At 72.9% G+C, this 12,988-nt stretch carries 9 protein-coding genes; 3 read left to right on the top strand and 6 right to left on the bottom strand.

Annotated features, from left to right (window positions below; all coding sequences use genetic code 11):
• Positions 1–300: 300 nt before the first annotated feature.
• The 3 genes from F7Q99_RS08480 to trpS all read right to left on the bottom strand — a co-directional run bounded on the left by F7Q99_RS08480 (position 301) and on the right by trpS (position 3,181).
• Positions 301–975 (bottom strand): nucleoside/nucleotide kinase family protein, encoded by a 675-nt coding sequence (locus F7Q99_RS08480; protein WP_153460729.1) that lies wholly within the window; start codon positions 973–975, stop codon positions 301–303.
• A 31-nt stretch (positions 976–1,006) separates the two neighbouring features.
• A complete protein-coding gene (locus F7Q99_RS08485) occupies positions 1,007–1,963 on the bottom strand; it encodes a S66 peptidase family protein (RefSeq protein WP_153460730.1) in 957 nt (318 codons plus the stop codon).
• 153 nt (positions 1,964–2,116) lie between these two features.
• Complete coding sequence (gene trpS / locus F7Q99_RS08490; RefSeq protein ID WP_153460731.1) at positions 2,117–3,181, bottom strand: tryptophan--tRNA ligase; 1,065 nt, start codon at positions 3,179–3,181, stop codon at positions 2,117–2,119.
• A gap of 420 nt (positions 3,182–3,601) precedes the next feature.
• Here trpS and F7Q99_RS08495 point away from each other — a divergent pair, with 420 nt between their 5' ends.
• Positions 3,602–4,537, top strand: a complete 936-nt coding sequence (locus F7Q99_RS08495; RefSeq protein WP_153460732.1) for a hypothetical protein — start codon at positions 3,602–3,604, stop codon at positions 4,535–4,537.
• A 21-nt stretch (positions 4,538–4,558) separates the two neighbouring features.
• Here F7Q99_RS08495 and F7Q99_RS08500 read toward each other — a convergent pair whose 3' ends face one another.
• Positions 4,559–5,092 carry an NUDIX hydrolase gene (locus F7Q99_RS08500; protein WP_230210175.1) on the bottom strand — a complete coding sequence of 178 codons (534 nt, stop codon included), beginning with the start codon at positions 5,090–5,092 and terminating at the stop codon, positions 4,559–4,561.
• Positions 5,093–5,216: 124 nt separating this feature from the next.
• Here F7Q99_RS08500 and F7Q99_RS08505 point away from each other — a divergent pair, with 124 nt between their 5' ends.
• A complete protein-coding gene (locus F7Q99_RS08505; protein WP_153460734.1) occupies positions 5,217–6,119 on the top strand; it encodes an ATP-grasp domain-containing protein in 903 nt (300 codons plus the stop codon).
• A 29-nt stretch (positions 6,120–6,148) separates the two neighbouring features.
• On the opposite strand, the gene F7Q99_RS08510 is transcribed toward F7Q99_RS08505, so the two are convergent.
• Positions 6,149–10,072: an ABC transporter ATP-binding protein gene (locus F7Q99_RS08510; RefSeq protein ID WP_153460735.1), complete on the bottom strand. Its 3,924-nt coding sequence runs from the start codon at positions 10,070–10,072 to the stop codon at positions 6,149–6,151.
• A 339-nt stretch (positions 10,073–10,411) separates the two neighbouring features.
• A complete protein-coding gene (locus F7Q99_RS08515; RefSeq protein WP_153460736.1) occupies positions 10,412–11,053 on the bottom strand; it encodes an SACE_7040 family transcriptional regulator in 642 nt (213 codons plus the stop codon).
• A 133-nt stretch (positions 11,054–11,186) separates the two neighbouring features.
• Here F7Q99_RS08515 and F7Q99_RS08520 point away from each other — a divergent pair, with 133 nt between their 5' ends.
• Positions 11,187–12,896, top strand: coding sequence for a carboxyl transferase domain-containing protein (locus tag F7Q99_RS08520; protein ID WP_230210176.1), 1,710 nt, complete (start codon positions 11,187–11,189; stop codon positions 12,894–12,896).
• The last annotated feature ends 92 nt before the right edge of the window (positions 12,897–12,988 follow it).

Consider the following 12,988-nt stretch of genomic DNA (forward strand, 5'->3'; position numbering starts at 1 on the left):
GGGCGCTTCGTTCTTTCGTGTTTCCAGCTTATCAGATGTTTTCCGCTCCGTTTTCCGGGGCTTCGTCATCCAACTCGCCGGTGTCTTCCAGGACTTGACGCCCCGTCCGACGTTTCAAACTCTAGCCGATCCCCGCTCCGAAAAGCGAATCCAGCCACAATCCCCATAAACACGCATGCCGAATACGCACCGAGCCGCGACAAGACGCGACCCAGCCCGAACCGGGAAGTGGTGTTTCGAAGGATTGGCCGCCCCGGGACCGTCCGCGCAGACGCGTGTCCGGTGCTCCCTGTCGAGCGACTAGAGAACACTACCCCTGTCCGGCGCCTCGGGCAAACCCGTCCCGGGGACGATCCGGGTGCAGAGCGGACGGCCGGCCTTCACGTACTCGCCGTTGGGGTGGTCGTTGCCGGTGACCCAGTGCCGGGCGGTGGTCTCGTCGCGGCCGCCGTTGCGGTGGCGGCGGAGCAGGCGCTCCTCGCGGAGGGCGTCGTCGGTGTCGACGTACCAGAGTTCTCGGAGCAGGCGGCGGGCGTCCGGCCAGGGGGTGTCGATGGACGCGAGGTAGTTGCCCTCGGTGATGACGAGGCGGGTGTGCGGGCGGATGACGTGGCTGGCGGCGACCGGTTCGTCGAGGGTCCGGTCGAAGTCGGGGACGTAGATGTCCTGGAAGCGGTCGGTGGCGATCCGGCGGAGCAGGGCGACGTAACCGTGGGCGTCGAAGGTCGTGGGGGCGCCCTTGCGGTGGGTCAGGCCGAGGCGATCGAGCTGGGCAGCCGAAAGGTGGAAGCCGTCCAGCGGGACGTAGGCCGCGCTGCCGGGGCCTTCGGACCGCTCGACCTCGGCGACCAGGTGCCGGGCCAGGGTGGACTTGCCGGCGCCGGGTGGGCCGGCAAGTCCGAGGATCGTGCGGGCGTTGCTGCCCGGGCCCCGGAGGAGGCCGAGGGCGAGGTCGGTGAGGCGGTCCTCGTTCATGGCCGCACCCTACTCACCTGGGCCCGTCCCCTCACCGGGCCGCGAGGGCCGGCACCTCCAGGGTGAGCGTGCCCGCGTCGGCGTCGAGCAGGGCGGGGACGCCGAGCGGAACGGTGAGCGTGGACGGGCTGTGGCCGAAGCCCAGCTCCCAGAGAACGGGTATGCCGAGCGGCCCGAGCCGGTCGCGCATGACGGCCTGCACCCGCTCGGGCCGTCCGCAGCCGTCCCAGGAACCGAGGGCGACACCCGTGGCGCCGCCGAACACTCCGGAGCGCAGCAGCTGGGTGAGGATGCGGTCGAGCTGGTACGGCTGCTCGTTGACGTCCTCCAGGATCAGGATGCTGCCCGCGTACGACGCCCGGGCGGCCGGGGTTCCGCGTTCGGCTGCGAGGACGGAGGCACAGCCGCCCGCCGTGACGCCGCGGGCGCGGCCCTGGACGAGCGGGGTGGCGGTGGGTGCGGTGAGCACGGTGGTGGCCGCGGGGTCGAAGAGGGTGCGACGCAGGTGGTCGGCGGTGGGGCCGTCGGCGATGAAGGAGGCGGCGGCGCTCATCGGCCCGTACAGCGTGGCGAGGCCGAGGCGCTGGGCGAAGGCCTCGTGCAGGGAGGTGGCGTCGCTGAAGCCGATGAAGGGCTTGGGCGGGGCTGCGGCCATCGCGTGCCAGTCGAGCAGGTCGACCATGCGGTGGACGCCGTAGCCGCCGCGGGCGCAGATGACGGCGTCGACGGTGGGGTCGATCCAGGCGGCCTGGAGGTCGGCGGCGCGGTCGGCGTCCGTGCCGGCGAGATAGCCGAGAGCAGGGTGGGTGTCGAGGACGTGCGGGGCGACGGTGACCCTCAGCCCCCAGGAGCGCAGGATCGCGCAGCCCGTGGTGAGCCGCTGTGGGTCGATGGGTCCGCTGGGGGCGACCACGGCGACGCGATCCCCGGGGCGCAGGTGCGGCGGGCGGGTCAGCCCTCGGCCGGGCGTGGTCGGGTGCTGGTCCATGGGCCGGGTCGCCTTTCCGGGGTGGCAGTGGGGGTACCTGGCGGCCTCGGTGCAGTCAAGGTGCTGTCGATGTGCAGTCGAGGCCGCTCGGTGACGATATGCCCTCGCGTCGACGGGCCGATGTCCGCGGACCGAGGATGCGAGGGAGGTTCTTCAGATCGACCCCATCACGGCCCTGACCTCGGCGAGGGTGGCGTCGGCGACGGCGTTGGCCCGCTCGGCGCCGTCACGCAGCACCTGCCGGAGGTAGCCGCGGTCGGTGGCGAGTTCGGCGCGACGGTCTCGCATCGGGCGGAGGAACTCGTTGACGGACTCGGTGACGGTGCGCTTGAGAACAGCGGAGCCGCCGTCGCCGAGTTCGGCGGCGATCTCCTCGGGTGTCCGGTCCTGGCAGAGCGCGGCGAGCAGGACGAGGCTGGCGACCTCGGGCCGGTTGACCGGGTCGTAGCCGATCCGGCGGTCGGTGTCGGTCTTGGCGCCGCGGATCAGCCGGGCGGTCTCGTCTTCGGTGGCGCCGAGGGAGACGGCGTTGCCACGGCTCTTGCTCATCTTTCCGCCGTCGGTGCCGAGGAGCAGCGGGGCGTCCGAGAGCAGGGCCTCGGGGCGGGGGAAGACGGCGCTGCCGTCGGCGTGCGGGTAGCGCTCGTTGAAGCGGCGGGCGACGGTGCGGGCGACTTCGAGGTGGGGCAGCTGGTCCTGTCCGACGGGGACGAGGTTGGCCTTGCAGAAGAGGATGTCGGCCGCCTGGTGGACGGGGTAGGTGAACATCAGTCCGTTGACGGCGGCTTGGCCGGAGTGGGCGATCTCGTCCTTGACGGTGGGGTTGCGGCTCAGCTCGGAGACGCTGACCAGGCTGAGGAAGGGCAGCAGCAGCTGGTTGAGGGCAGGGACTGCGCTGTGGGTGAAGATCGTGGCGCGGTCGGGGTCGAGACCGGCCGCGAGGTAGTCGAGGACGAGGTTCTCGGTGTGTTCGGCGAGCCGATCGGCGCTGTCCCGGTCGGTGATCACCTGGTAGTCGGCGATGACGACGAACATCTCGACGCCCTGGCGCTGGAGGCGGACCCGGTTCTGCAGGGTGCCGAAGTAGTGGCCGAGGTGGAGCGGGCCGGTGGGGCGGTCGCCGGTCAGGACGCGGTGGACGGTCGGATCTGCCGTGAATGCCGGGGCGGCGGTATGGGCGGTGGTCGCCGGGGCGGCGGGAATGGTCGCGGTGGTCATGCGGGGTTTCTCCTCGGTACGGCGGTGATGGTGACCGTCCGGGGTGCGGGCCCGTCCCGCGGAGAAACGCAGCAGGGCCGTCCATCCCGGACGGCCCTGGTCAGGCGCGTGTGGTGGCCGTCCTAGGACGGCCACCAGCTCAGGCCCACGAAGCGCTTCATGCGGCCGAGGATAGCGTCAGTCCCCCAGCGCCGTCAGCGCGTTTGTACCGGCCGGGCCGTGGCACCGCCTGCCGAGGGGAGGATGCGGGGAGATGACGCTTGGAGCTGATCGCGCGGTGCGGGAGGATCATCGGCACCGTTCCCCGAAGGGCCCGTGCCGATGACCTCGCTCCATCCCACCCCGACCGATCCTGCCGTGCGCTGCTCCATCGCGACGGCCGCAGACCCGAGCCCAGCCGGTGTGCCGGGAGGGCCGCCGATGCCCGGCGCAGCCGGCTTGGTGCCGCGCCCGCGCCGCGGCGCCGACGGTGACGGCGACTCGGCAGCGGAGGCCGGCTCCCCGGGCGACCGGACGGCGGCCCGGGTTCGGGCCGCGCTCGCCGAGCGGCTGCGGACCGCGTACGACCAGGGCCGCTCGATCGCCGAGCTGGCCGACGCCTGCCGACGGCCGGTGTCGGAGGTACGGACGCTGCTGGGCGAGAACACTCCGGCCGGGCAAGAGCTGGGGCTCCCGCGGTCGCCGGTACCGGCTGTACCCGCGGTACCGGTGCAGGGCATGCGGTCGGTGCCGATACTGCGGACCGCCCGCGAGGAGGTGCGGACCGTCGCGACCAGACGCCCCTCGCCGTCGCGCCGGTTGCGCCAGATGCACCCGCAGGCCGTCGTGACCGGACCGGATGCGGCCGAACGGGAGACGGCCGCACGGGCCGGGGCTACGCGGGACGGCGCTGCGTCGAGCAGGACGGTGCGTGCTTCGGCCGCCCGGGGTTCGGCCATGCTGTCCATGGCCGAACCGGCTGGATTCGCACGGTCGTTGACGGCTCGACAGCCGTCCGCAGACTCCGAGGCGGCACACGCCGACACACCACTCGGCATCCTGATCGGCGGCGGCCCGCACCCGACCGAGGCGGTCGGCCGCCCCGAGGAGCGGGCACCGGTCCGGGTGACCGCGGAGTCGGTGCGGATCGGGCGCGGCACCAGTCTGGTCGTGCTGCCCTCCTGGCGGCCCGCGATCGCCGTCTCGGTACCGACCGAGCAACTGCTGTCCGCCACCGGACTCGCCTTCGAGCAGCTGGCCGGCGCGCAGCTGACGGTGCTGATCAACCCCGGTGCGCTGCACGACCGGGAGCTGGACCTGCACGACTGGCAGGCCGGGCGCGGGCGGCGCAGCGGACGACCGTATCAACGGCCGTAGTGGCAACAGCCCAGGCGGACGTCAACGGGCCGCCGGCACGTTCGGGAGGTAGCCGAGGTTGACGGGCGTCGGTGTGCGGCCGTCGACGGCCCAGCCCGTCCGGACGTGGACGAGCAGTTCCGGCAGCCGGGGCGGCCAGAGCGCGTCGGCGTGCTCGTGGGCGAGGTCGGCCGGGGTCCACCAGCGCCAGTCGAGGATCCGGTCGACGGCGTGGACGGCGCTGACGTCGCCGACCGGGCCGCGGTGCGGTCCGCGGGTGAGGTAGATGTGCTCGTGCTGGCGCACCGGGGTGCCGTGCCAGGTGAAGTCGTGCTCCCAGGTGCAGAGCAGCGGCCCGGGTTCGAGATCGGTCCACCCGGTCTCCTCCCAGAGTTCGCGGCGGGCGCCGGTCCACGGGGTCTCGCCGGGCTCCAGCCCGCCGCCCGGCATGGTCCAGTGCACGCCGACCTCGGAGTTGTCCGAGCGGAGCAGGAACACCGAGTCGTCCTCGGCCAGGACCACCGTCCGGGCCGCCTGCCGGGGAACGCGTTTGCGAGGTCGAAGCAGTCGTCGCATCCGATCACTCTCGCAGCGCCTGGCCGGGGCCGTCGAGGCCTGCGGAGGGTGCAGTCCGCTCCGGTGCCGGGTGAGGCACGGAAAGCCGCTGCCCGGCACGGCTGGTGGCCGTACGCTGACGCCCATGCCCGTACCCGCGATCATCTTTCCTGCCGATCCGCTCAACCCGCGGCGGCCTGACCCGCACTTCGCCCGGGAGGCCCGGCTGCTGCGGGAGTTGGGCGGTGAGCACCACCTGGTCGACCACGACGCGCTGGTCGCCGGACAGGCCGAGGAGGCTGTCCGGCGGGTGCCGCAGGGCAGTGGTCCGCTCTGGTACCGGGGGTGGATGCTGCCGTCGGCGCGCTACGCGGATTTCGCCGCCGCGCTGGCCGGGCGCGGCGGGCAGCTGCTCACCACCCCGGCCGGCTACGCGGCGGCGCACGAACTGCCCGGCTGGTACGGCGTGTTCGACGGGGCGACGCCGCCGAGCGTGTGGATTCCGTCGGACGGAGCCGCGGCACCCGGGCCGCAGGAACTGACGGATGCCGTGGCCCGGTTGGGCGGGCACGGGCCGGCGATCGTCAAGGACTACGTGAAGTCCCGCAAGAACGAGTGGCACGAGGCCTGCTACATCCCGGAGTTGGCCGATCCGGCGGCTGTCGGGCAGGTGGTGGCGCGGTTCGTCGAGCTGCAGGGCGAGTTCCTGGCCGGCGGGGTGGTGCTGCGCCGGTACGAGGAGTTCGAGCGCGCTTCCGACAGGGCGGGCGAGGACGTACGGCCCGTGGAGGCCCGGGTGTGGTGGCTGGACGGCGAGCCGGTGCTGGTCGGGCCGCACCCGGACGCGCCGCACCACGAGGTCGACCCCGACCTGACCGGCGTCCGCTCGCTGGTGCGCAGGCTCGGCTGCCGGTTCGTCACCACCGACCTCGCCAGCCGGGCCGACGGCTCCGGCTGGCGGGTGGTCGAGGTCGGGGACGGGCAGGTGAGCGACCTGGCGAACGGGATCGACGCATCCGGGCTGCTGTCCTCGCTGATCGCCGCCTGACGAAGCCCGGTCGCGGCGGGCAGTCCGGGCTACTTGGCGGCCACGGCCTCCTCGCCCACCGGGTGCCCGTCCGCGATGAACGCGTGCCAGAGCCGGGCGTACGCCCCGCCCCGGGCGAGGAGTTCGGCGTGCGTACCGTCCTCGACGACCCGGCCGTGGTCCAGCACCACGACCCGGTCGGCGCGTTCGGCGGTGGTCAGGCGGTGGGCGATCACCAGGGTGGTGCGCCCGCCGCTGAGCCGGTCGGCGGCGTGGTTGACCGCAGCCTCGGTGGCCAGGTCGAGCGCCGCGGTGGCCTCGTCGAGGAGCAGGATGTCCGGGTCGACCAGCTCGGCCCGGGCCAGGGCGATCAGCTGGCGCTGGCCCGCTGAAAGGTTCCGCCCGCGGCCGGTGACCTCGTGGTCGTAGCCGCCCGACAGCCGGACGATCATGTCGTGCGCGCCGACCGCCAGGGCTGCCGCCTCCACCTCCGCCGCCGTGGCGTCGGGCCGGCCGTACGCGATCGCCTCGCGCACCGTGCCCGCGAACAGGTACGCCTCCTGCGGCACGACGCCGAGCCGGTGGCGGTACTGCGCGAGGTCGTACCGGGTGAGGTCGACCCCGTCCACCCGGACGGTGCCCTTCGTCGCGTCGTAGAACCGGGCGACCAACTTGACCAGCGTCGACTTGCCCGCCCCCGTCTCGCCGACCAGGGCGACCGTCTGGCCGGCGGGTATGTGCAGGTCCACGCCGGTGAGCACGTTCGGGGCGCCGTCCGCGCCGCCGTTGTAGGCGAAGCCGACGCCTTCGAAGGAGATCTCGCCGCGCAGCCCCTTCTCCACCGGCACCGGCTCGGCCGCCTCGGCGGTGGTGGTCGGGGTGCGCAGCAGCTCCCGGATCCGGCCGAGGCCGACCGCGGCCTGCTGGTAGCCGTCGAACACCTGGGAGAGCTGGTTCACCGGCGCGAAGAACAGATCGATGTAGAGCAGGTACGCGACCAGGGCGCCGACCGTCAGGGTGCCGGCGTCGACGCGGGCGGCGCCGACGATCAGCACCAGCGCGGCGGCCACGCTGGAGAGGAACTGGACGAACGGGAAGTACAGCGAGATGTACAGCTGGGCGCGGACCCGGGCCTCCCGGTAGGCGATGCCCCGGGCGACGAAGCGGTCGGTGTTGGCGTCCAGGCGGCGGAAGGCCTGGACGATCCGCATGCCGGCCACGTTCTCCTGGAGGTCGGCGTTGACGGTGCTGATGAGGTCGCGGGAGATCTCGTACTGGTCCCTGGACTTCTTGCGGAACACCAGGGTGGCGATCACCAGCAGCGGCAGCACCGCGAAGACCACCAGGGCCAGGCCGGCGTCGATGATCAGCAGGGCGGCGAAGATGCCGGCGAACGTCAGCAGGCTGACCACGGCGGTGACCACGCCGGTCTGCAGGAAGGACGTCAGCGAGTCCAGGTCGGTGGTCATCCGGGTCATGATCCGGCCGGACAGCTCGCGCTCGTAGTAGTCCAGGCCGAGCCGGTTGAGGTGGGCGAAGATCTTGAGCCGGAGCGTGTAGAGCACGCGCTCGCCGGTGCGTCCACTGACCCGGTTCTCCGCGCTCTGCACCAGCCAGTCCAGCAGGACGATCACCAGCGCGGCCAGCGCGGCCACGGCGACCCCGGACATCATGGCCTTGCTGACGCCCTCGTCGATGCCGTGCCGGATCAGGACCGGGAGCACCAGGCCGGCGCCCGCGTCCAGGGCGACCAGCAGCAGCGCGAGGGCGAGCGGGAGGCGGAAGGGTCGCAGCAGGCGGCGGAGGGTGAAGTCCGGGTCGCCCGCCTCGGCCTCGGCGCGGGCGACGGCCGGGGTGTCGGTGGCGGGCGGGAGGGCGGCGACCTTGACCAGCAGGTCGGGATCGGCGGTGCGGGCCGCCTTGACCAGGGCGCGGGTGGGGAGGTCAGGGGTCCGGGTCTCAGCCGTCTTCTCGGCTGCCGTCTCCGCGGCGGGCTGTGGGGCTGGCTCGGACTCCGGCTCGGGGCGACGGGGCGGCCGGCCGGCCTCCGGGTCGGTGATCAGCGCCCGGTACTGGGGGCACCGCGCCTCGAGTTCCTCGTGGGTACCGAGGTCCAGCAGCCGGCCGCGGTCCAGTACGGCGATCTTGTCGGCGAGCTGGAGCGTCGAACGGCGGTGGGCGATCAGCAGTGTGGTGCGGCCGGTCATGACGGAGCGCAGCGCGTCGTGGATCTCCGCCTCGATCTGCGGGTCCACGGCGGAGGTCGCGTCGTCCAGCAGCAGGATCCGGGGGTCGGTGAGGATCGCCCGGGCCAGGGCGATGCGCTGGCGCTGGCCGCCGGAAAGGGTCAGGCCCTGCTCGCCGACCTTGGTGTCGTAGCCGTCCGGCAGCTCGCGGACGAACTCGTCGGCCTGGGCGGCGCGGGCGGCCGCGACGATCTGCTCGTCGGTGGCGTCGGGCCGGCCGTACGCGATGTTGGTGCGGACGGTCTCGGAGAACAGGAAGCTCTCCTCGGGGACGATGCCGACGGCCGCGCGGACCGAGTCGAGGGTGAGGTCGCGCAGGTCGTGGCCGAAGAGGCGGACGGCGCCGGCGGCCGGGTCGTAGAACCGGGGCACCAGCTGCGCGACTGTCGACTTCCCGGAGCCGGAGGCGCCGACCAGGGCCAGGGTCTCGCCGGGGGCGAGGGTCAGGCTCAGACCGTGCAGGACGGGCGCGGGGTGGTCGGCGTCGTAGCGGAACTCAACCTGGTCGAACTCCAGGGCGACGTCGGGGGTGCGGGGGCCGACGACGGTCCCGGCAGGTGTCCCGGTCGTGCGGGTCGTACGGGTCGTCGGGTCGGAGGCGGCGTCGAGGGTGCGGTCGAGGGTCAGGTCGAGGATGGCCGCGTCCGGACGCTCCTGGACCAGCGGGCGCTCGTCGATCAGCTGGAGGACGCGCTCGACGCCCGCCCGCGCCTGCTGGCCGACGGTGATCACCATGGTGAGCATCCGCACCGGCCCGGTCATCTGGGCGACGTAGGTGGAGAAGGCGACAAATGTGCCGAGCGAGACCTGCCCGTCGACGGCCAGCCAGCCACCGAAGGCCAGCACCGCGACCTGGGCGAGCGCGGGGATCGCCTGCATCGCCGGGTTGTAGCGGGCGTTCAGCCGGATCGAGCGGAGGCGCGCGGCGAAGAGGTGCCGGGAGGCGCCCTCCAGCTTGTCCAGTTCCTGCGCCTCCTGGCCGAAGCCCTTGACGACGCGGACCCCACCGACGGCCTCGTCCACCACGCCCGCGACGGCGGCGGCCTCCTGCTGGGCGGCCCAGGTCGAGGGGAACAGGCGCTTGCGGCTGAGCACGGTGACCCACCACAGCGCCGGGGCCATCACCAGGGCGATCAGGGTGAGCGGCGGGGACAGCCAGACCATCACGGCCAACGACATGACGAACATCAGCAGGTAGCCGGTCATCATCGGCAGCATCGACAGCAGACCGTTGATCAGTTGGAGGTCGGACGTCGCCCGGCCGACCACCTGGCCGGTGTCCAACCGGTCCTGGCGGTGGCCGTCCAGCCGGCCGAGCGAACGGAACAGGTCGCTGCGCATGTCGTGCTGGACGTCGAGCGCGAGCTGGCCGCCGTAGTAGCGGCGCACCTGGGTGCAGCCGAAGACCACGGCGGCGGCGAGCAGCAGCACGACCGCCCAGGGGGCGAGCGGGCGGGTGTGGGTGGTGATGACGTCGTCGATGATCAGCTTGGTGACCAGCGGTACCAGCGCGGTGACGGCCATGCCGAGGAGCGAGGCGCCGAAGGCGAGCACCAGGCTGCGGCGCGAGTGCAGGCAGTAGCCGACCAGGCGGCGCAGCCAGCCGGCCGCCTCGGGGCTCGCGTCGGCCGCCCCCGGAGTCGCTTCGGGGGCTGGCTCCGGGCTCGCGTCGCGGGCCGGTGAGCCGCTCGGGGATTGCTCCACCGTGGATCCGTGAGTCTCAGGCATATTTAGGGATGCTAACCATTTCGTCGGGTCGCCGCCATGCCGTTTTCCGGCCGGGCCAGGCTGGGCGCAGGCACCGGCGGAGTGGCCAACAGCCCGAGGCCTGCGGTGATTCCCGATCGGGACGCACTCGCCGGCCCACCGACCCCGCCTGCCATCCAGGGTCGCCGACGGCAGCCCGGACGCCCACCGGCCACGGGGTAGGCGGGTGCGGTCCTTTGGACCTAGGCCCTGAGGTCAGTCACGGCCGGGAAGCGGCTCATGGACGCGGACAGGACGGGCTTAGGTGTGGGCGGACAGGACGGGCTTAGGTGTGGACAGATAAGGACTGCAGGAGAAGGCTCAGGCGCTCGCGGACGCCGCATCGGCCGCAGCCGAGAACGCGCCATGGGCAAGGCTGTGCAGCAGGGCGGCCATGCCGTCGCGCTGGAGGCCGGAGCGCTCACCGTGGGCCGGGTTCGGGCCGAGGCTGTGCGGGGTCGAGTTGATCAGGCCGAAGACGGCGTGCACGGCGGCCCGGGCGACCGGCTCGGCAGCGGGCCCGGCCAGCGGCGGGTACGCCTGCCGGACCACGTCCACCCACAGTTCGACGTAGCCGCGCTGGAGCCTGCGGACGGTGCGGCGGTCCTCCTCCTTGAGGTTCAGCAGCTCGCGGTCGTGCAGGGTGATCAGGTCGCGGTCGTCGAGAGCGAAGTCGACGTGGCCGCTGATCAGCGCGTCCAGCGCGGCGGCCGGACCGTCACCGCCGCCCGCCCGGCGCCGGCCCTCCTCCAGCAGGCGCTCGCTGATGCCGATCAGCAGATCGGCGAGCATCGCGTCCTTCCCGGCGAAGTGCCGGTAGAGGCCGGGGCCGCTGATGCCGACGGCCTTGCCGATCTCGTCCACGCCCACCCCGAGGAAGCCCCGGGCGGCAAAGAGCCGCGCGGCCTCCCGGCGGATCTGGTCGCGGCGTGGGAGCGCGGAGGCTTCGGGGACGTTCGGCATGCCGCCCATCGTAGACAGTCGGGTTATCGGCCGTTAACCTAGGCGCGTAAGTTAACGTTAATTAACGTGCTCGCGGGCGCGCCGGACCTGGCCGCCCGCCTACCTGGTGCCGAGGGCAAGGGAGCTCTTGGGAATGGTCATCTCAACCGCCGGCGCACCCACCGGCGTTCATGGCAGCGCAGCGGGCGGCACCACGACGCCGGGAGCCGTACCGCCGGGAGCCGCCGCTCCCGCGCCCCGGCTCGGCACGACCGTCGACCCAGCCTCCGAGGCCTACCGGTCCAACACGGAGGCACACCGGGGCCTGGTCGCCGAACTGCGCGAGAAGCTCGCCACGGCCGCCCTCGGCGGTGGCACCAAGGCCCGCGCCCGGCACACCGCGCGCGGCAAGCTCCTCCCCCGCGACCGCGTGGACACCCTGCTCGACCCGGCCTCGCCCTTCCTGGAGCTGGCCCCGCTGGCCGCCGACGGGATGTACGGCGACGCCGCGCCCGCGGCCGGCGTGATCGCGGGCATCGGCCGGGTCGCCGGGCGCGAGGTCGTCGTGGTCGCCAACGACGCCACCGTCAAGGGCGGCACGTACTACCCGATGACGGTGAAGAAGCACCTGCGCGCCCAGGAGGTCGCGCTGGAGAACCGGCTCCCCTGCATCTACCTGGTGGACTCCGGCGGCGCCTTCCTCCCGATGCAGGACGAGGTGTTCCCCGACCGGGACCACTTCGGCCGGATCTTCTACAACCAGGCCCGGCTCTCGGCCGCCGGCATCCCGCAGATCGCCGCCGTGCTCGGCTCGTGCACGGCCGGCGGCGCGTACGTCCCGGCGATGAGCGACCAGGCCGTCATCGTCCGCAACCAGGGCACGATCTTCCTGGGCGGGCCGCCGCTGGTGAAGGCCGCCACCGGCGAGGTGGTCACCGCCGAGGAACTGGGCGGCGGCGAGCTCCACTCCCGCACCTCGGGCGTGACGGACCACCTGGCCGAGGACGACGCCCACGCCCTCTCCATCGTCCGCAACATCGTGGCCGGGCTCGGCCCGCGCCCGGCCAGGCCGTGGCCGCTCACCCCGGTCGAGCCGCCGGCCGTGGACCCGGCCGGCCTGTACGGGGCCGTCCCGGTCGACCCGCGCACGCCCTACGACGTGCGCGAGGTGATCGCCCGACTGGTCGACGGCAGCCGGTTCGCCGAGTTCAAGGCCGAGTACGGCGCGACCCTGGTCACCGGCTTCGCCCGGATCCACGGCCACCCCGTCGGCATCGTCGCCAACAACGGCGTGCTGTTCTCCGAGTCGGCCCTCAAGGGCGCCCACTTCATCGAGTTGTGCGACCAGCGCGGCATCCCCCTCCTCTTCCTGCAGAACATCACCGGGTTCATGGTCGGCCGGCAGTACGAGGCGGGCGGCATCGCCAAGCACGGCGCCAAGATGGTCAACGCCGTGGCCTGCACCCGCGTCCCGAAGCTGACCGTGGTGATCGGCGGCTCGTACGGAGCCGGCAACTACTCGATGTGCGGCCGGGCCTACTCGCCTCGCTTCCTGTGGATGTGGCCGGGCGCCAAGATCTCCGTGATGGGCGGCGAGCAGGCGGCCTCCGTCCTCGCCACCGTCCGCCGCGACCAGTTGGAGGCGCACGGCGAGGAGTGGCCGGCCGAGGCGGAGGAGGAGTTCAAGCGCCCCGTCCGCGAGCAGTACGAGCGCCAGGGCAATGCCTACTACGCGACCGCTCGCCTCTGGGACGACGGCGTGATCGACCCGATGGACACCCGCACCGTGGTCGGCCTCGCCCTCACCGCCTGCGCCAACTCGCCGCTCCCGCCGCCCGGCCCGTACGGCGTGTTCCGGATGTGACCTCGCTCTTCCGGGTGTGACTCCTCTCCTGCATGCGTGACCTTGCACGTGTGACTCCCGCGGCGCCGACCCACCGTCCGATCCACCGTTCC

It is taken from the genome of Streptomyces kaniharaensis (assembly GCF_009569385.1).
GTDB classification, from domain to species: Bacteria; Actinomycetota; Actinomycetes; order Streptomycetales; family Streptomycetaceae; genus Kitasatospora; species Kitasatospora kaniharaensis.

What these genes read in the sequence shown, in the direction of transcription:
- F7Q99_RS08480 (WP_153460729.1), bottom strand. Translation starts at nt 975, where the DNA reads ATGAACGAGGACCGCCTCACCGACCTCGCCCTCGGCCTCCTCCGGGGC.
- F7Q99_RS08485 (WP_153460730.1), bottom strand. Translation starts at nt 1,963, where the DNA reads ATGGACCAGCACCCGACCACGCCCGGCCGAGGGCTGACCCGCCCGCCG.
- trpS (WP_153460731.1), bottom strand. Translation starts at nt 3,181, where the DNA reads ATGACCACCGCGACCATTCCCGCCGCCCCGGCGACCACCGCCCATACC.
- F7Q99_RS08495 (WP_153460732.1), top strand. Translation starts at nt 3,602, where the DNA reads ATGCCCGGCGCAGCCGGCTTGGTGCCGCGCCCGCGCCGCGGCGCCGAC.
- F7Q99_RS08500 (WP_230210175.1), bottom strand. Translation starts at nt 5,092, where the DNA reads ATGCGACGACTGCTTCGACCTCGCAAACGCGTTCCCCGGCAGGCGGCC.
- F7Q99_RS08505 (WP_153460734.1), top strand. Translation starts at nt 5,217, where the DNA reads ATGCCCGTACCCGCGATCATCTTTCCTGCCGATCCGCTCAACCCGCGG.
- F7Q99_RS08510 (WP_153460735.1), bottom strand. Translation starts at nt 10,072, where the DNA reads ATGCCTGAGACTCACGGATCCACGGTGGAGCAATCCCCGAGCGGCTCA.
- F7Q99_RS08515 (WP_153460736.1), bottom strand. Translation starts at nt 11,053, where the DNA reads ATGCCGAACGTCCCCGAAGCCTCCGCGCTCCCACGCCGCGACCAGATC.
- F7Q99_RS08520 (WP_230210176.1), top strand. Translation starts at nt 11,187, where the DNA reads ATGGTCATCTCAACCGCCGGCGCACCCACCGGCGTTCATGGCAGCGCA.